The sequence below is a fragment of the Paenibacillus sp. FSL K6-1096 genome (assembly GCF_037977055.1).
Taxonomy (GTDB): domain Bacteria; phylum Bacillota; class Bacilli; order Paenibacillales; family Paenibacillaceae; genus Paenibacillus_AQ.
On record NZ_CP150274.1, the window covers coordinates 6,063,419 to 6,081,888 of the forward strand.

General features: G+C 56.0%; 13 protein-coding genes. 12 read left to right on the top strand and 1 reads right to left on the bottom strand.

The window, feature by feature from the left end; genetic code table 11:
- Position 1: 1 nt before the first annotated feature.
- The 9 genes from MHI24_RS26615 (at position 2) to MHI24_RS26655 (ending at position 13,519) form a co-directional block, all read left to right on the top strand.
- Positions 2 to 1,060, top strand: a complete 1,059-nt coding sequence (locus tag MHI24_RS26615) for a Gfo/Idh/MocA family oxidoreductase (protein ID WP_340022562.1) — start codon at positions 2 to 4, stop codon at positions 1,058 to 1,060.
- A 15-nt stretch (positions 1,061 to 1,075) separates the two neighbouring features.
- Positions 1,076 to 1,933 carry a sugar phosphate isomerase/epimerase gene (locus MHI24_RS26620; RefSeq protein ID WP_340022563.1) on the top strand — a complete coding sequence of 286 codons (858 nt, stop codon included), beginning with the start codon at positions 1,076 to 1,078 and terminating at the stop codon, positions 1,931 to 1,933.
- Positions 1,934 to 1,978: 45 nt separating this feature from the next.
- Positions 1,979 to 5,092, top strand: coding sequence for a glycoside hydrolase (locus MHI24_RS26625; RefSeq protein WP_340022564.1), 3,114 nt, complete (start codon positions 1,979 to 1,981; stop codon positions 5,090 to 5,092).
- Between the two features lie 37 nt (positions 5,093 to 5,129).
- The gene (locus tag MHI24_RS26630; protein ID WP_340022565.1) at positions 5,130 to 5,990 is read left to right on the top strand and encodes a sugar phosphate isomerase/epimerase family protein; all 861 of its coding nucleotides are present in this window, start codon (positions 5,130 to 5,132) and stop codon (positions 5,988 to 5,990) included.
- A 538-nt stretch (positions 5,991 to 6,528) separates the two neighbouring features.
- Complete coding sequence (locus tag MHI24_RS26635; protein ID WP_340022566.1) at positions 6,529 to 7,485, top strand: nucleoside hydrolase; 957 nt, start codon at positions 6,529 to 6,531, stop codon at positions 7,483 to 7,485.
- A 144-nt stretch (positions 7,486 to 7,629) separates the two neighbouring features.
- On the top strand, positions 7,630 to 8,883 hold the full coding sequence (locus tag MHI24_RS26640; protein WP_340022567.1) for a stalk domain-containing protein: 1,254 nt from the start codon (positions 7,630 to 7,632) through the stop codon (positions 8,881 to 8,883).
- Between the two features lie 261 nt (positions 8,884 to 9,144).
- A complete protein-coding gene (locus MHI24_RS26645) occupies positions 9,145 to 10,098 on the top strand; it encodes a radical SAM protein (RefSeq protein WP_340022568.1) in 954 nt (317 codons plus the stop codon).
- A gap of 72 nt (positions 10,099 to 10,170) precedes the next feature.
- Complete coding sequence (locus MHI24_RS26650) at positions 10,171 to 11,202, top strand: bile acid:sodium symporter family protein (RefSeq protein ID WP_340022569.1); 1,032 nt, start codon at positions 10,171 to 10,173, stop codon at positions 11,200 to 11,202.
- A gap of 283 nt (positions 11,203 to 11,485) precedes the next feature.
- Positions 11,486 to 13,519, top strand: a complete 2,034-nt coding sequence (locus tag MHI24_RS26655) for a methyl-accepting chemotaxis protein (RefSeq protein WP_340022570.1) — start codon at positions 11,486 to 11,488, stop codon at positions 13,517 to 13,519.
- A gap of 583 nt (positions 13,520 to 14,102) precedes the next feature.
- On the opposite strand, the gene MHI24_RS26660 is transcribed toward MHI24_RS26655, so the two are convergent.
- The gene (locus MHI24_RS26660) at positions 14,103 to 14,825 is read right to left on the bottom strand and encodes an ankyrin repeat domain-containing protein (protein ID WP_340022571.1); all 723 of its coding nucleotides are present in this window, start codon (positions 14,823 to 14,825) and stop codon (positions 14,103 to 14,105) included.
- 326 nt (positions 14,826 to 15,151) lie between these two features.
- Between MHI24_RS26660 and MHI24_RS26665 the strand changes: the two genes are divergently transcribed.
- From MHI24_RS26665 to MHI24_RS26675, 3 genes are all read left to right on the top strand, one after another.
- Complete coding sequence (locus tag MHI24_RS26665) at positions 15,152 to 15,427, top strand: CD3324 family protein (RefSeq protein WP_340022572.1); 276 nt, start codon at positions 15,152 to 15,154, stop codon at positions 15,425 to 15,427.
- Between the two features lie 532 nt (positions 15,428 to 15,959).
- Positions 15,960 to 16,934, top strand: coding sequence for a phosphotransferase (locus MHI24_RS26670; RefSeq protein WP_340022573.1), 975 nt, complete (start codon positions 15,960 to 15,962; stop codon positions 16,932 to 16,934).
- A 129-nt stretch (positions 16,935 to 17,063) separates the two neighbouring features.
- A complete protein-coding gene (locus MHI24_RS26675; RefSeq protein WP_340022574.1) occupies positions 17,064 to 18,365 on the top strand; it encodes an ABC transporter substrate-binding protein in 1,302 nt (433 codons plus the stop codon).
- Positions 18,366 to 18,470 lie beyond the last annotated feature (105 nt).

Consider the following 18,470-nt stretch of genomic DNA (forward strand, 5'->3'; position numbering starts at 1 on the left):
CATGAGTAAAGTCAAAATAGGTATCGTGGGGGTAGGCACCATCTCCGAGCTTCATCTGAATGCGTACCGGAGTAATCCTCATGTGCAGATCTGCGCGGTATGCGATCTGAATGAGGAGCGGGCCAAGCAGGCGGCTGACAAGTACGGGGCAGCCAAGACCTACACCAGCTACCGGGAGATGTTCGCGCAGGCGGGCATTGATGCGGTCAGCATCTGCACCTGGAACAATACCCATGAGGACATCGCCGTTGCTGCCGTTCAGGCCGGAATCGATGTGCTGCTGGAGAAGCCGCTGACCACCAATGTAGAATCGGCGCTGCGGATGGAAGAGGCTGTGAACAAGTCGGGGCAGATTCTGCAGGTAGGCTATGTGCGGCGGTACGACAACAACGCGCAGCTCGTCAAGCAGTTCACAGACCTTGGTGAATTCGGCGCCTTCTATTATGCCCGCGCCTCCAGTATCCGCCGGATCGGCAATCCCGGCGGCTGGTTCGCCGACAGGTCGCGTTCCGGCGGCGGGCCTGTCATTGATATCGGCGTTCATGTTGTGGACCTGTGCTGGTATCTGATGGGTCGTCCCAAGGTGAAATCCGTCTCCGCCAATACCTACTATCAGCTGGGCAACCGGTCGAATGTAGAGCATCTGGCGGCGTACCGGGCTGCCGATTATGATGCTGCCGCAAGCTCGGTGGAGGATATGGCCAATGCGCTGATCCGCTTCGAGGGCGGGGCTTCGCTGATGCTTGACGCCAGCTTCACCCTGCATGCCAAGGAGAACAAGACGGCGATTCAGCTCTACGGGGACAAGGGCGGCGTTGAGGTTGACCCGGTGCTGTCCTTCACCACGGAGAAGAACAATACAATTCTCAACACCACACCGCAGACCACCCATCCCGGTTTTCATCTGGATACCGCCTTCCAGAATGAGATTGATCATTTCATTGAATGTGTGCAGCAGCGCCGCGAGCCGCTGAGTCCGGTATCAGACGGCGTAGAGATTATGCGCATGCTGTGCGGGATTTACGAATCGGCGGAGCTTGGGAAGGAAATCGTATTTTGAAGGAGTGATAATATAATGAAGCTTGGCGTTAGCACTTACAGCTTATATAAAGCGATTCAGAGCGGAGAGATGGATGTTCTGGATGTCATCGAATGGACGGCAGCGGCAGGCGGGGAGCATGTGGAGCTGGTGCCGATCGGCTACGATCTGCACAAGCAGGACGGGCTTGCCGAGCGAATCCGCAGCAAAGCGGACGAATGCGGCATTGCGCTGTCCAACTATGCCGTCCGCGGCAATCTGATTACCGACAGCGAAGCGGAGTATCAGGCCGAGCTGGCCCGGCTGAAGACGGAGGTGGACATGGCGGCCCGGCTCGGGGTGAAGCTGCTGCGCCATGACGCGGCCACCCATCCGGACACCTCCATCCGGCATTACCGGAAGCAGTTCGCCCGGCTCACGGAAGGCTGCCGGGAGATTGCCGATTACGCGGCAGGCTTCGGCATTACCACCAGTGTGGAGAACCACGGCTATTTCCTGCAGACCAGCGACCGTGTGCTTGGACTGGTGGATGCCGTTGACCGGGACAACTTCCGCACTACACTGGATGTTGGCAATTTCGTCTGTGCCGATGAAGACCCGCTGGCGGCCGTCCTGAAGAATGCGCCGTATGCTTCCATGGTGCATTTCAAGGATTTCTACATACGCCCGGGGGACCGTGATCCCGGCGGCGGCTGGTTCCGCAGCACCGCAGGGCGTTATCTGCTGGGAGCCGTTGCCGGGCATGGCGATCTGGAGCTGGCGGCCATTACCGCAGCCGTCAAGCACTCCGGCTACGACGGGTATATCTCCATTGAGTTCGAAGGGCGTGAAGAATGCAAGGCAGGGACGCAGCTGGCCCTGGAGAACGTCCGTCAGCTGTGGGAGCAGGCATAGGCGGGAGCTTCGCTCCCTGCCAAACCATAAGAAACGGGGATGGACATGAACATACTGGTATTTTATGACGATACATTTCCTTACTCGGGTGACAGGCCCTCCCGCAGCATTCTTGATGGCATAGGTCAATGGGCTACGGTGTCGGATGCGTCGAAGCTGGCGGATAACCTCCAAGCTGGCGGATGGGATGCGCTGGTTCAGCTGCATGGCCCCTACTTCCCCAAAGCCGCCTGGAATGAAATCCATGCTTACCTGCTCGGCGGCGGCGGGCTGCTGCATACCGGCGGGGTTCCGTTCCGTGAGCCGGTATCGGTGTCAGCAGGAGCCGGAGGCTGGGAGGTAGAGCGTCCGCAGGTGGCTTACCACCAGCTGCTGAACATTCATGATGCGCTGGCGGTCAGTCCGGCACAGGTCGCAGCCTTCAAGGCCTCCTCCGAACACCCGCTGCTGGAGAAATACGTGGAGCTGTTCACGGCCAAGCCCACCTGGGGACTGACGCTGCATCCTACTAAGACCAGCGATATCCCCGAGGAGATGGGCGCCGGCGGTCCGATGGATATGTTCATCTATCCGCTGCTGACCGGGGTGGACCGTACCGGGCGGGAGCGCTCCGCTCCGGTTGTTCTGCTGGAGCTGTATAAGGGAGACTACGCCGGAAGCCGGTGGATATTGATTAATCAGGAGCTGGATGAGCATTTCTGGAGTACAGGCGGGACTGCTCTGCTGCGCGAGCTGGCGGAGTATACCGCTCAAGGCGCCACCGAAATATGGCTGAGAAGCAGCTTCGCCTCGTATGAGCCTGGAGAGCAGGCACTGTTGACCTTGCAGCTGCAATCGTTATCACGTACTTCTGCGCCGGATGCCAATTGGCAGTTCCGGCTGGAGGTCAGCAAGGACGGAACCGGCGAAGTGCTGTGGGAGGCGCAGGCAGAATTGAACGCCGGACCGGCGGCACCGGATTTGCAGTTTGTGCGTTTGCCGGTTCCGCTGCGCATTGAGTCTGGCCTGTACCGTGTGAGTTGTACTGCGGAGTCCTCGCGCGGTGAACGGCGCAGGCTGAAGCAGGCTTTCTGGGGAATGGACCGGGCGCTTCTGCAGAGCGGGGAGCCGCTCCGCACGGACCGCGATTATTTCACCCGGGGCGGCAAACCGGTGCCCATCGTGGGCATGACCTACATGACCTCGGATGTCTCGCGGAAATTCCTGCAGCTGCCGAATGTGGACCGCTGGGAGGCGGACATGGCGGAGATGAAGCGTGCCGGGATCAATCTGATCCGTACCGGAATCTGGACCGGCTACCGGATGATTATGTTCGCGGACGGCCATGCCGCTGAGGATGTGCTGCGCGCGGTGGATGCCTTCGTACTGACTGCTAAGCGCCATGAACTGGAGGTAACGTTCACCTTTTTCTCCTTCGCGCCGGAGGCGTGGGAAGGGGAGAATCCTTATCTGGACCCGCGGTCTGTCAAGGCACAGCAACGGTTCATTGCCTCCATCGTCTCCCGCCAGAAAGGGACGACCAATGTGCACTGGGACCTGATCAATGAGCCGTCGCTGTTTCATCCGCGCCGTGTATTTGAAGGGCCGTACACGGCCGGAGACCGCTTCGAGCAGGCGGCATGGAGCGAGTGGCTGAGGGTAAAATATAACAATGACATCGCTGCACTTCAGGAGTGCTGGAATATGACGCCCGGCCAGCTGCCTTCATTCGAAGCAGCACTTGCGCCGGACCCGAATGACACGTACTTCCAGAGTGTGGTGCAGCCGAAGAAGTGGCTGCGCTGGACGGATTATTCCCTGTTCAGCATGGATATGCATAACCGCTGGGCCTCCGCACTGATCGCAACGATCCGCCGCTCAGACCCGGCCCACCTGGCAACCGTGGGCCAGGATGAGGGCATCTGCTCGCAGCGGCCTTCGCCGTTCTTCTATGGGGAGACGGTGGATTATACGACTGTGCATACCTGGTGGCAGATGGATCACCTGGGCTGGGACGGAATCTTTACCAAGACGCCGGATAAGCCGAATCTGACCCAGGAGACCGGCATTATGCATGTCCAGCGTCCTGACGGTATCGCCAAGCGGACGGAAGAGGAGCTGCGCAACATTCTGGAGCGCAAATACGCCTATTCCTTCTCGACAGGCGGTGCGGGTGCGGTGCAGTGGATCTGGAACACCAATTACTTTATGAATAACGCCAATGAGTCCAATATCGGCGCCCTGCGTGCTGACGGAACCCAGAAGCCGGAAGCGGATGTCTCTTATGATTTCGGCAGCTTCATGGCGGAGATCGCCGGGCTGTTCGAGTCGCGGGAGCTGGAGGAGATTGCGGTGGTCTACCCGTTCTCGAATGACTTCTCGAACCGCAAGCTGGCCTTCGAGGCCACCACCCAGGCGGTGCGGGTATTGGCCTTCGGCATGAATGTGCATCCGCGCGGAGTCGGCGAATATCATCTGGAGGCCTTGCAGCGCCATCCGGCCAAGCTGATTATCGTGCCAAGCGCACATAACTTTGCGGATGAAGCCTTCGGTCAGCTGCTGGAGCTGGCCCGTCAGGGCAGTACAGTGTTATGGAGCGGCCCGCTGCGGCTGGATGAGCATTGGGGACCGGCCGGGGATCGTCTGCGTGAGGAGCTTGGCGGGCTTGAGCACGGCAATATTCTGCGCGAGGAGATGCTGAAGATAGGCGGGGAGCATTTCCCGGCAGCCTTTGGCCAGAAGAAAATCGGCACTCTGGCTGTGGAACGGCCCGAAGGAAGCGGCGGAGCGCAGGAGGTGCTGGAGGTTGCCATTGGAGCCGGCAAATTCCTGTACTGTCCGCTTCCCGTAGAGCTGAATGAGCGCTGGGAGCCGATTCAGGCGCTGTATGCCTCAGCGGTCAGCGATGCCGGGATCGAGCCGGAGCTGGACTGGCTGCAGGGGGGAGCGCTGCCGGGCGTTTACGGGCGCAAGCTGGCCTTTGCGGGCGGCAGTCTGTACATTTTCGTGTCCGAATTCGGCAGCGATGCCGATATTAAGGTGCGCGACCCTAAGCAGGGGACAACGTATGCCTTCACGCTGGAACGGGAGCGGACCGTGATGTTCGCCGCCGGTCTTGACGGGCAGCTGCTTGCAGTCTATCGTCCGCAGCAGGTGCAGATCCGGGTGGATTTGCCGTAAACTGGAGACATAAGGCGAAGAGAAAGGGTGAACAATAATGGGCTTATCCAACAAAATCGGCGTGATCGCCGACAGCTTCGGCAAGGATCTGCGCAGCAATCTGCGGATAGCGAAGGAGATTGGAGCGGAAGGTGTTCAGCTCTGGGCAATCCAGGGCGAGATGGACCCGGCCGGACTGACGGCGCAGGAGCGCAAGGCGATTAAGACTTACCTGGCGGAGCTGAAGCTTGAGCTGTCTGCACTCTGTGCGGATTACGGCGGTCAGGGCTTTAAGAATCCGGCAGAGAACCGCTGGAAAATCAGCAAGTCGAAGCTGGCGCTCGACCTTGCGCTGGATTTGGGCTGCCGTATCGTCACCACGCACATTGGGATTGTACCGGAGGACCCCGGCGCTCCTGAATATGCGGTGTTGCAGGAGGCCTGCAACGAACTGGCAGTATACGCCTCCGAACGCGGCGGTTATTTCGCCATTGAGACGGGGCCGGAGCCTGCGGCCCGGCTGAAGTCCTTCCTGGATTCACTGGATACCAAGGGAGTCGCCGTAAACTTCGACCCGGCAAATATGGTCATGGTAACCGGCGATGATCCGGTCCGGGGTGTGTACACTCTGCAGGACTATATTGTGCATACTCATGTTAAAGACGGCGTGAGGCTGCGCGAGGTCGATCCGCACGAGGTGTACGGCGTGCTGGATCATGAACAGATTGCCGTTATGGGTGAGGGCGGAGCAGGCTTCCGCGAGGTTCCTCCGGGAGAGGGAAGCGTGGACTTCCCCGCTTATTTCGCCGCTCTTCAGGATATCGGTTATAAGGGATATCTGACCGTAGAGAGAGAAGTCGGTGACCGGCCCGAAGACGACATCGCCGCCGCCGTGAGATTCATCGGCCAGTTCCGGTAAGCGGGGCAGGCATCCGGCGGCGATGGTGATAAAGAGACTGCCTGGAAGAAGCAGCATTGTGTTCAACCATAAGAACAGCGGCGCTCCCTTTAGTGTGAGCCAGCCGCTGTTTTTGTTGTAGTGAATACATTGGGCGTAGCGGAGGCGTGTGGGCGGAATGTATGCGAAAAACCGAACACATTGGGCGTCGCGAAGGCGTGCTGAGAGAATGAATGCGAAAAACCGAACACATTGGGCGTGACGGAGGCGTGTTGGGAGAATGTATGCGAAAAACCGAACACATTGAGCGTGGCGGAGGCGTGTTGGGAAAATGTATGCGAAAAACCGAACACATTGGACGTGGCGTGGGCGTGTGGGCGGAATGTATGCGAAAAACCGAACACATTGGGCAGAACGGAGACGCGTGGGGGCTATGCTACTTATTGAGCAGATTGCAGACCCGTGATAAGATGGGCAGTGCAGTATGGATGATAGAGTAAGTATAAGCAGATAGAGTAAATATAGGAGTAAGTATAAACAGAGAGTAGGAGAGATACAGATGAGCACCAACATTACTAGAATCATCATCGATTGTGATACAGGAATAGACGACGCACTGGCCATTTTGTATGCGCTTCGGGCACCGGGTGTGGTAGTCGAAGGAATTACGACAGTGTTCGGCAACATCGATGTGCAGCAGGCAGCGGATAACACGCTGCGGCTGCTTGAACTTGCGGCGCCGGGCTATGAAATCCCGGTAGCGCTGGGCGCTTCCCGGGCGCTGGTACGCGAGCTGACCGGCTTCTCGACCCATGTGCACGGAGAGAACGGCGTTGGCGGCGTTCAGCTGCCCCCTTCCCGGCAGGTGCCGGTTCAAGAAACGGCCGCAGAGTTCATTGTGCGGATGGCGGATACGAATCCGGGAGAGCTGGTGCTGGTGACGCTGGGACGGCTGACGAATCTGTCGCTGGCTCTGGATCTGGACCCGCAGCTGACCTCCAAGCTGAAAAAGGTAGTGGTGATGGGCGGTACAGTCTTCAAACCGGGCAATGTCACACCGGTGGCCGAAGCCAACCTGTGGGGTGACCCGGATGCGGCTGATCGTGTGTTCACCTCAGGGCTGCCTGTAATGATGATCGGGCTGGATGTGACCCTCCAGACGCGGATTACATCCGAGCATGTGGAACTGCTGAAGCGGCATGGACGGGAAGAGAACAAGGCAATCATAGACTTCATGGAAGAATCGCTGGCGTATTACTTTAAATTTTACCGTGAGGCGAACTATCTGATTAACAGCGCTCCGCTGCATGATCCGCTGGCTCTGATGGCTGCCCTGCAGCCGGATCTGGTCACCTGCCGCCGGATGAAGGTCCGTGTAGAGCATCAGGGGGCGTTCACCTCCGGGATGGTCGTAGCCGATCTGCGGGCGCAGCCCAAAGAAGGCGAGTTCATCGAGGTAGCCGTAGAGGTGGATGCTGAACGGGCGGTTGGGGTCTTTTTGAGCGCGTTTATGTAGGTGTTAAAAGAACCCCAGAGGGATGAATCGGTGATGGTTACAATCTCTTCATTTGCTATATTTATCTAGTTTGATAGAATAATAGGGGATGTAAGGTTGAGAGATTCATAATCTATCATTAGAGAGAATGGGGAACTTATTCATATGAAGAAGCATTTGGCCAAAATCGTGTTATGCGCAGTATTCTCCCTGGGCGGCTTCTCGGCTCTTCCGGCAAGTGCGGTCCATGCCGCGCCTGCAGGGGTCAGCATTATGCTGGACGGCTATCCGCTGCCGTTCCCGGTGGAGCCGGTGATGATGAACGGAACGACCATGGTGCCCTTCCGCGCCATCTCGGAAGCACTGGGAATTCAGGTGGAATGGAATCAGAAGGCCCGGCAAATCACTGCCACCCGGAAGGCCGAAGCCGGCGCAGACAAGACTGTAGTCGTTCTGACCCTTGGGAGCAAGAATGCCGTGGTGAACGGGACGGCAGTGAAGCTTGCGGTAGCGCCGCAGGACATCCGTGGAACAACGATGCTGCCGCTTAAGTTCTTCAGCCAGCAGTTCGGGGCGGTCACCTCCTGGAATCAGGCCAGCAAAACCGTATCCATCACCTCCCCGAAGCGGGACATCTACACCTTGGGCTTCTATGCGCAGAAGGCGTACAGCGAAGTATCGCTTATTCCAAGCTTCGATGCAGTTGCCTTTGGATGGGCAAGGATTGACAAGGACGGCCAGTTCACCACCACCGGCAAGGATTTCTGGTGGCCGGAGGCTGCAGGCGATGTAACGCCGGAATCGATTGTGCAGAATGCCGCAGCGGGCGGGACGGCCCCTTACCTGATGGTCTATTCCAGTGACTCGTCTCTGGAGCTGAGCAAGAATCTGGAGGACCCGCAGCTCCAGCAGCAGACGATTACCAGTATTGTGGAACTCGCGTCCAGCAAGGGCTTCAAGGGCATCGGACTCGATCTGGAAGGGCTGGGGCTAACCGGGGATAAGGCGCTGGTGCAGAGCCAATATAACGCTTTTGTCAAAAATCTCTCTGCAGCCGCACGCGCCGCCAACCTGAAGCTGACCGTTATTCTGCATCCGCTGAACAGCTCCTACAAGGGTTATGATTACAAGACGCTGGGGACTCTTGCAGATGATCTGGTCATTATGGCTTACGCCTATGAAGGGGAGACGGGACCGGAGCCGATGAACAAGGTCGATGAGAGCATCCGGCTGGCGCTTGATCAGGTCAGCAAGGACAAGCTGATTCTCGGAATCTCGGTCTACAGTGAGAACGAATCGTCCGTTAATGCCAAGATCGGCCTGGCGAAGCGGTACGGGCTGAAGGGCATCGCCATCTGGCGTCTGGGCCTGATCGGCCAGCCGGTGATGGAGCGGATGGGCGAAGCGGTAGAGCTGTAGTAGTTATTCTATTATAAGGAAGACTGCCGTATGGTTAGGCTATAACCGTGCGGCAGTCTTTTTGCAAATAGAAGAATTTATAGGTTTCACACGATACATTATCCTTCTATTTCTCGCTGAAACGGTACCGTCCATAAAACGACGGCAAAGCTGTTTCCGCTTGAAATATCAAATGTCACATTAACCTCGCGGCTTAACCTGTATAATTCTATAGTTGACCTTAGAACAGATATATTGAACATCCAAGGAGGACTATAGACGATGAGCACGAAATATAAAGCGCTGGAACTGGATAAGCCGATGACCTATGAGCTGGAAGGGCTGGAGGTTGGGGTTACCTCGAATTGCAATTTCCGCTGCGACTATTGCTGCGCTTATAATAGAAATGACGGCCAGACCCTTGACGGCAAGGAGGTCATCCGCATTCTGGAGGAGCTGCCCCATCTGAAGCGTGTCCGGCTCTCGGGCGGCGAGGTTACGCTGAAGTTCCAGGACTGTGTGGAGATTGTGGCGTACTGCTCTTCGCGCGGCATCCAGACCCAGCTGAACTCGAACGGCAGTCTGCTGAATGAGGAGCGGATCGGGCAGCTGGTGGATGCAGGGCTGACGACGATTCATATTTCTTTTAATTTCACTACCGCCGAAGGCTTCTCTCGCTATTATAATATTCATCCGAGCGTCTATCACAAGATCAGAGAGAACATTACCATGTTCGCCAAAACTCCCGTCAATGTGGTGCTGGAGACGCTGCTGTTCGATGAGACGCAGGACCATATGCAGGAGATCAGCGAGCATGTCTATTCCATGGGCGTCAGAACGCATGAAATTCAGAACAGCATCATTATGGATCACACCGGCTGGAAGGCGATTGCCGCCCGCGAGCAGCTGAAGAACGCTGTCCAGGAGCTGATCGACCGCAAGCCGGAGGATACGACGCTTTACTTCACTTGTATGGACCGCTTCATGGAAGCGCTGGGCTTCGAGGAGCAGCCGGGTGTCTATTTCCCGCATTGCATCGAAGGGATGAAGCAGCTTCACCTGCACGGCAACGGCGATATTCTGATCTCCGAGTTGTGCCATCCGGTCATTATCGGCAATATTTATAACGGCACCTCCCTAAAAGATATCTACAGCAGCATGCCTGCACCGCTGGAGCAATATCTGGAGAAACGGCCTTGCCCTGCGCTGGATGCGCTGTTCCCGCAAGGCGTGTAGTCAGGCATAATCAATTATAGGACTGAACGGGCTGCGGCTTTTGACGGCTCACCGGAGAGGAGGGACCCTGACATGTTCAGTGCAGTAAGACGCGGATTGATATCTTCCAATACGGTGCTGGAGCGGATTATGCCGCTGCTCACACCCGCAGCTATTGTGGTGGGCGTGCTAAATGAGACTTCACTGCTTCCGTTGACGTGGCTGGTGCCCTGGATCTTTGCCGGGATGACCTTGATCGGCAGCCTGAAGTCGAGCTTCAGGGATCTGCTCACCGTGCTGGCCAAGCCGCAGAAGCTGGTCATTCTGCTGGTCATCCTGCATATCGTCATGCCGCTGATCGGCTGGCTGGCCGCGATGCTGTTTTTCCCGGGTGATCCTTATACCGTTACCGGGTATGTACTGCTGTTCGCCATTCCGACCGGAGTGGTCAGCGTAGTGTGGGTATCCATGCATGGCGGCAATATCGCGCTTACGCTGGCGCTGATCCTGATCGATACGCTGCTGTCGCCATTGATTGTCCCGGCTACGCTGTATGTCCTGATGGGGGCAAGTGTACAGATGGATGCGGGCGAGATGATGCGGGGCCTGCTCTGGATGGTCGTCCTGCCTTCAGTAGCAGGAATGCTGCTGAATCAATTCACTAAAGGCAAGGTCAGTTCAGTCTGCGGTCCGCCGCTGGCCCCGTTCGTGAAAGTCGGCTTGTTCACCGTGGTTTCGATCAATGGGGCCAGCATTGCCCGGTATCTGAAGCACCCGGACGGTAAGCTTGTGCTCATTATTGCCGTAACCTTCGTGACTGTCGCGCTTGGTTATGTTATTGGCGCTGTAGTTTCGCGCCGCCTGCATTATGATCATGCGAATACGGTAGCTGTGCAGTTCAACTCCGGCATGCGTAACCTTAGTGCAGGAGCGGTGCTGGCTGTGCGGTATTTTCCGCCGGCGGTGGCCCTGCCCGTGATCTCCGGGATGCTGTTCCAGCAGATTCTGGCGGCATGCTCCGGTATGTTCCTCCGCAGCAGAGCCAGACGCCAGGAGCAGGCCCGGTCAGCGGCAGCAGCGTCATCTGCGCTTCCTGCTGCGGCAGAGAGTCCGCGCCCGCTGTAGCATACTGCTTCAATTGCGAAGTATGCGAACTGTGCGAAATGTGTGTAACCCGCTTTTTCTTACTCAGCCGCTGTGTGCGGTTGTGAAGAAGGGCGGTTTTTTTACTATGTAAGAAAATAGATATAATATGTTACAATTCGACAAAAATCGATAATATTCACGAAAATTCTACAGTGAATCATTCATTAAGTTCGAGGGAAATCCGATAATTATTGTAATATAGCAATTTTTTTGGCTGTTTAAAGGCTGGGAAAAGAGAACGGGGCGGAAGGAAGTAGATAAGATGAAGATTCGTATGAAGCTATCGGTTATGATGATTGTCGTTACTCTGATTTCTACAGCATTAATGGGGATTTTTACGTACACCAAATCCACAGGCACCATCATGAACCTGACCGAATCTTCCATGGCGCAGGTAGGCACGAATAAGGCTCAGACGATCGGCGCAATGATCGACAAGGAGAAGCGGAACATCCAGCTGGTTGCGGGGGAGAGTGAGATCGCGGAGCTGCTGCTTCAGGTTGCGAGTGGCGGAGGCTCAGTTGAGGAGGCACTGCGCAATCAGGTCAATGCGAAGCTGCTGAGCCAGGTGAAGGATGCGGGCAATCTGGAGCATATGTTTGTGGTTGATCTGAAGGGGACGGCGGTGGCTGACAGTGATACCAAGCTGATTGGCTCCAGCTTCAGCGACAGAAATTATACGAAGAATGTGCTGAAGACAGGCCAGCCTGTAGTCAGCGAAACACTGAAATCCAAATCTACGGGAGCTTACATTCTGGTCTTCGCCCATCCGGTGATGAACGGGGACCAAATGATCGGCTTCGTCGGCTCGGCAGTGCATGCGGACAGCCTGATTACGTATCTGGCGGATGCCAAGGTCGCGGGCGCTCCTTCGTCTTACGCCTATCTGCTCGATGAGACAGGGAATACGCTGTATCACCCCGATCATGAGAAGATTGGCCTCCCTGTAGAGAATGAATCGATCAAAGCGGTTGTAGAGCGGGTGAAGGCGGGGGAGACGGTTGCAGACGGCAATGTGGAATACACCTTCAAGGGGGCGAAGAAAAAAGCGGCCTTCACCGTGCTCCCCGGGACGAAGTGGACCCTGGTGCTGACCGGGGATGTGGATGAGGTGCTGCAGCCGGTGAGCGAGATGACCATTTTCATCCTGCTGCTCGGCCTCGGGAGCCTGCTGCTTACTCTGCTGATCGGGACGGTGGTGGCCGGACGGATCGCTTCACCGATCGTTAAGCTGACCGGACTGATTAACCGCACGGCAGAGCTGGACCTTAAGTATGATGACCAATACGAATATTTAACCCGGAACAAGGATGAGACCGGAACCATTGCCAAGGCGATGTTTCGTACCCGCGCGGCGCTGCGTGAGATGGCCGGAAGCCTGATTGCAATCTCCTCCAAGGTGCTGGACAATGCGGAGACGCTGGAGAAGCTGTCGAACGAGGTTAGAGAGAATGCGCATGATAACTCAGCAACGGCTCAGCAGCTGTCCGCAGGCATGGAGGAGACCGCAGCCTCCACCCAGGAGATGACGGCAGCGATTCATGAGGTGGAGAGCAATGTCCGGATCATCTCCAGCCGGGTGCTGGAAGGCTCCGGGGTATCCGGGCAGATTACGCAGCGGGCGCTTGCCCTGCAGCAGGATGCGGTCACATCCACGGAGAACGCGAAGCAGATCTACGGCACAGTCCGCAGCGAGATGGAGAAGGCGATTGAGCAGTCGGCAGCCATCAAAGAAATCCATGTGCTGGCGGATACGATCCTGTCCATTACCAGCCAGACCCAGCTGCTGGCCCTGAATGCGGCGATTGAAGCGGCACGGGCGGGCGAGGCGGGCCGGGGCTTCGCCGTAGTTGCGGGCGAGATCCGCAAGCTGGCCGAGCAGTCCTCCGGGACGGCTGGCGGCATTCAGGAGGTTGTCCGGAATGTATCTTCCTCGGTAGAGCAGATCACCCGGCATTCCGAAGCGGTGCTTACGTTCATTGACCACAATGTGCTGGGGGATTACGAGCGCCTGACCGAGGTCAGCCAGCAATACACCGACGATGCCTCGGTCATTAATGACCTGATGCATCAGTTCGGGGAGGCAGCCGGGCATCTGAACGATACGGTCTCCAGTATTGCGATTGCCATCAATGAAGTGGCGGCTACCGTGAATGAAGGTGCAACCGGAGTGCAGGATATCGCTGAGAAGACGGCGGATATTGTGGAGAAGACCTTCGATGAAGCTGCGATGGCCGATGAGAACACCCAGAGTGCCCGGGAAATGCAGCAACTGGTGGAGAAGTTTAAAATCTAGATCGTTTTTCAGCAGAACTTTACCTGCGCTTCATCTGTTTTTAAGCTTCGCGGGGTATAGTACTCACATACCCCCCTTTAATATAACTTTTGGCCCCGCCGGACGCTGGCGGGGTCCCTTTTTTATGGGAAGGCACAACTCCAGCATGAACATGACCAGAGTGCCTAAAACAGAAAATCGAATACAATTGACCTGGGTGCACCGCGTAGGCCAAATGTAATCGAAAAACCGAATACAATTGGACTGGGTACGCCGCGTAGGCCAAATGTAATCGAAAAACCGAACACAATTGACCTGGGTGCACCGCGTAGGCAAAATTTAATCGAAAAACCGAATACAATTGGACTGGGTACGCCGCGTAGGCCAAATGTAATCGAAAAACCGAATACAATTGGACTGGGTACGCCGCGTAGGCCAAATGTAATCGAAAAACCGAATACAATTGGACTGGGTACGCTGCGTAGGCCAAATGTAATCGAAAAATCGAATACAATTGGACTGGGCACGCCGCGTAGGCCGAATGTAATCGAAAAACCGAATACAATGTGCCCCCTGCTCCACAGCCGGTAACATACCCAGCTGTTTAAGAGCGGCTTGCCGTCTCCAGCATAGCGGCCATTTCTGTATAACCCAGCGACTGGGCATGGGCGAGCGGCGTGATGCCCTCGCGGTCGCCGATGGCCGGATCGGCTCCGTGTGTCAGCAGCAGCTTGACAATCGTCTGATGCCGCTCCCCACCGTCACCGAGGATGACGGCTTCCAGCAGCGCTGTCCACCCCAGATTGTTGATATGGTCGATGTCGACATCCGAATGCTCCAGCAGATACTTGACGACCTCGACATGCCCCCGATCTGCGGCGGGGATCAGCGCGGTCCCGCCGAAGCGGTTGGTCAGCGTCGTATCCGCTCCCGCTTCAATCGCCATTTTGACGATGTCCAGATAACCGGATGCTCCGGCATACAGCAGCACATTGTTAAGCATATGGTCGCGAATGTTGATATCGGCACCTTGGGCAATAAGCGTCTCGACCGTCCCGGCATGATTGCCATAGGCCGCGGCGACGACCGCCGTTCTGCCGCTTTCGTCCTGCGCCTGTATATCCGCTCCTGCCTCCAGCAGCCGCAACACCTTAGCGGTATCCCCACGCTCCGCCGCTGTGATTAATTGTGTATTCACGTTGGTGACCTCCTCCTGCGGTTGGTTTCCCTCTGCGTTCTCCTTTATCAGTCCGGGACTCCCGCTGCATCCTGCCGACACAACCAGCACTGCCGCCAACAGCAGACATAGTAGATGCAACCTGACCATCACTCATCTCCCCTGTCAGATTCGACCTTGTTTGTATTATGGACAAATCGATGATGAAATGTCAAAAGCCGCGGGCAAACAGCATTTGCGCTGAAGTCGGGGCGTCCGGTATGCTATAGGTAAGTATAATCCTGGAAGGAGGACACTTCATGAGCAGATTAATGCTCAGCTCTGCGCAGAGTCTATGGACCCACACACAGCGGTTAATGTGCAGAGCGGATAGCTATACTCCGCTGTAACGATGTAATACTTCACCTGTGAACGTCAATCCAATAGACTCTGCTGCCTTGATAAGTTGAACTAACTTAAGAGGAGCGGAGCGAGAAATGAAATATGTAAATGCAGATACGGTATTACCGCAGCAGCTGCTGCAGGAGGTTCAGAAATATATGCAGGGCGGGATGCTCTATATCCCGAAGCCCGAGGGGCAGCGCAAGCAGTGGGGAGAGAGCTCCGGCGGCCGTTCTTATCTGGAGGCCCGGAACCGCACCATCCGCGAGCATTATGCCCGGGGACTGAGCGTTTCAGAGCTGGCGGAGCAGTTCTGCCTGTCAGCCGACAGCATCAAGAAGATTGTGTATGGGAGCAAACAGAGAGGATAGCGGTCTTAAGGGCGCACAACTAGCCATGTCTGTTTGTGAGATTCAGCCTGAGCTGGCTTCGATTGCACTATGTACACTAGATTACTTAAAAATCCTCCGAAAAATAGCATCTGCTGCACTCTGTACAGTAGAATTTTGCGTTGGCGGCCGTTTGGAGCATATATGCAGAAATCTAGTGTATGAAATACAGCAGAATGAGTGATTGGGCCGGCTAAAGTGAAATCTATTGTATGAAATACAATCGGGGCGTTCACACAGAAGCGTCTGTAAACAAGCGTTCACTCACCAGCCTTCATACACAAGCGCCACACACAAGTATCCATACAGCGCCCTCACAAGGCACACAAGCATGTAAACCTGAATCAACCTGATCCACCTGTAACATAGAGGGCTGTCCCAAGAAGTCGCGTCATGACTCTTGGAGCAGCCCTTTCTTTGTGTGCAAAAGTCAGGTTATACCTGTCTATTATCTATGTCCGCCGTCTCCGCCAACCCTATAATGAATGCAGACATCCATATGGGGGGCAGGAAGATGAAATTAGAAACAGCAGCAAGAGATATAGTACTGCGGGCGCTTAAGGCCTACGACTTGGATTGGACAAAAATTGAATATATTAAGCAGTCCGACAGTATCACGTTCAAGGTAGAGACGGAAACAGCGGGCAAGCTGCTGCTGCGGATACATGGCGAACGGTGCAGCCGGGCAGAAATTCTGTCGGAGCTGGAGTGGCTCAGACATCTTAGTCAGACAGCGGAGCTGGTTGTCCCCGTGGGGCTGCCCGACTCAAGCGGCTGCTACATTATGGAGACAGGCGAACAGGAGCCGGACCGCTTTCTCACCGTAATGCGCTGGGTCGAAGGTGAACATGCAGCGGGCAAGCTGACAAAAGAGCAGCTCCACGCTGTAGGCGTGATGCTGGCCGGGATGCATGAAGCGGGCGAACAGTTTGTGCCATCGGCGGAGTTCACCCGTCCGGCTTGGGGAGCGGACAGCTTCCGCAAGGATTGGGATAAGCTGGAGAGGCATCATTCGGCTATGGTCCCGGAAGCAGGGTGGAAGCTCTATCAGGCTGCCGCCGCCAGAATCCGGGGTGATCTCGAAGCCATGACGCCAGATTCTGGCAGCTACGGCCTGATCCATGGTGACCTGCACTTTGGAAACGTGGTGTTCACGGAGGGCCAGCCCCGGGCGATCGATTTCGGCCGCTGCGGCTACGGCTTCTACCTCTATGATCTGGCTGCGGCTCTGCTGGAGCTGTCCACGGAGCAGCGCAGGAGCCTGATCCAAGGATATAACAGCGTCCGTCCGCTGGAGCCGGATGTTGAACGGAAGCTGGAATGCTTCTTCGTCATGATCATGATCGGGAACTACAGCCATCATATTACCAATCCGGATGAGCACCCCAGCTTGCGCGAAGAACAGCCGTATGCGCTGGCCTATCTAAAGGAATATTTGGCGGACTCCCGCTTTTTGTTCAAAAGAATTGAACCTGCCCAAGTAGAATGAAGCTGTGCAATCTGTAAATATGTCCATTGATCCTAGCCTGAGGACATTTATTGCGCTCCCCTGCGGCGGTAACATATAGACATCAAAGAGCAGTCAGCTTTGAATTACCGGTCAAAGGGGAGTATACAGATGAAGCGATCCATGCAAAAGGGAGCATCACTATTACTGATGGTTATGATGCTGGCACTGGTTGCAACCGCTTGCAGCAGTAACAATGCGAAGAATAACGGCACGAACGGCGCAGAGGCTACACAAGGCGCGGACGGCGGCGGCAGCACCGGCAAAAAGACAGAGCTGCTGTTCTGGTCGCCCTTCTCCGGCTCGGACGGCCCGTTCATGAAGAAAATTGTGGATAAATACAACAGCTCCCAGGATCAATACAAGGTGAATTTTGTAATCCAGCCGAATGGCGAATATTACAAGCAGCTTGATGTAGCGCTCAGTACCGGCAAGGAACAGCCGGACCTGATGATCATGCATGTCGATCAGGTGCCGACGTACCAGAGCAAGGATCAGCTGCAGCCCGTGGATGAGCTGGCGGCTGCGGCCGGGATCAACCCGGCTGATTTTGCCGAAGCTCCGGTCACCTATGCCACGATCGACAGCAAGCTGTATACGATCCCGCTGGACATTCATCCGGTCGTTATGTATTACAACAAGGATCTGTTCGAGAAGGCGGGCATCACTGCGCCTCCAGCGAACCGCACCGAATTCGACGCCGCTGTACAGAAGCTGACGGACAAATCCAAGGGGATCTATGGATACGTGGTGCCGACCCTCTGGCCGCAGCAGTTCATCTTCCCGTCCCTCGTCTGGCAGAATGGCGGGGAGCTCTGGAACGGGACGGATGTTGCGTACAATTCTCCTGAAGCGGTGGAGATGGTGCAGTGGCTGCGCGATATGGTCGACAAGGGCATCTCTCCGGCCAACGTACAGCAGGATGGTGAGAATACCCTGTTCTTGCAGGGCAAGAACGCCATCCAGTTCAACGGGCCGTGGATGAAATCCCAGTTCGATGAAGCCGGGCTTAATTATGGCGTCGCCGTCATGCCGCAGATCGGGAAGACGAAGCAGGCAATTTATGCGGGCTCGCATGGCTTCGTCGTTCCCAAGACCGTGACAGACAGCGCCAAGCTGGCCGGGATCGGCGATTTCCTGAAATATGTCTCCGGCAACTCGCTGGACTGGGCGGAATCCGGCCAGGCGGTAGCTTCCAAGACCGTGATGGACAGCGCTGAATTCAAGGCGATGGAGTTCCAGAGTACAGTATCGCAGAGCTTCTCCTCCGTACAGTTCGCACCGAATGTGCTGAATTGGGGAACGATTATCGAGCCGGTATGGGGAGAGCTGAGCAGTGCCCTGCTTGGCAAAAAATCACCGCAGCAGGCGATGGATGATGCTGTAGCCAAATCCCGTCAGGCGATGAAATAGCCGGTCCGTGGAGCGGATCATCCGGTTGGCATGGCGGGGAGCGGAAGCTTCCCGCTTTTCCTTCAAATATAAGGATTAATCTGTTCCACACGATAACTCATCCTT

Excerpts from the sequence above, each read along its gene's own strand:
- MHI24_RS26635 (WP_340022566.1), top strand. The coding sequence starts at position 6,529 with ATGAGCACCAACATTACTAGAATCATCATCGATTGTGATACAGGAATA.
- MHI24_RS26650 (WP_340022569.1), top strand. The coding sequence starts at position 10,171 with ATGTTCAGTGCAGTAAGACGCGGATTGATATCTTCCAATACGGTGCTG.
- MHI24_RS26660 (WP_340022571.1), bottom strand. The coding sequence starts at position 14,825 with ATGGTCAGGTTGCATCTACTATGTCTGCTGTTGGCGGCAGTGCTGGTT.
- MHI24_RS26675 (WP_340022574.1), top strand. The coding sequence starts at position 17,064 with ATGAAGCGATCCATGCAAAAGGGAGCATCACTATTACTGATGGTTATG.
- MHI24_RS26630 (WP_340022565.1), top strand. The coding sequence starts at position 5,130 with ATGGGCTTATCCAACAAAATCGGCGTGATCGCCGACAGCTTCGGCAAG.
- MHI24_RS26620 (WP_340022563.1), top strand. The coding sequence starts at position 1,076 with ATGAAGCTTGGCGTTAGCACTTACAGCTTATATAAAGCGATTCAGAGC.
- MHI24_RS26625 (WP_340022564.1), top strand. The coding sequence starts at position 1,979 with ATGAACATACTGGTATTTTATGACGATACATTTCCTTACTCGGGTGAC.
- MHI24_RS26670 (WP_340022573.1), top strand. The coding sequence starts at position 15,960 with ATGAAATTAGAAACAGCAGCAAGAGATATAGTACTGCGGGCGCTTAAG.
- MHI24_RS26665 (WP_340022572.1), top strand. The coding sequence starts at position 15,152 with ATGAAATATGTAAATGCAGATACGGTATTACCGCAGCAGCTGCTGCAG.
- MHI24_RS26615 (WP_340022562.1), top strand. The coding sequence starts at position 2 with ATGAGTAAAGTCAAAATAGGTATCGTGGGGGTAGGCACCATCTCCGAG.
- MHI24_RS26655 (WP_340022570.1), top strand. The coding sequence starts at position 11,486 with ATGAAGATTCGTATGAAGCTATCGGTTATGATGATTGTCGTTACTCTG.
- MHI24_RS26640 (WP_340022567.1), top strand. The coding sequence starts at position 7,630 with ATGAAGAAGCATTTGGCCAAAATCGTGTTATGCGCAGTATTCTCCCTG.
- MHI24_RS26645 (WP_340022568.1), top strand. The coding sequence starts at position 9,145 with ATGAGCACGAAATATAAAGCGCTGGAACTGGATAAGCCGATGACCTAT.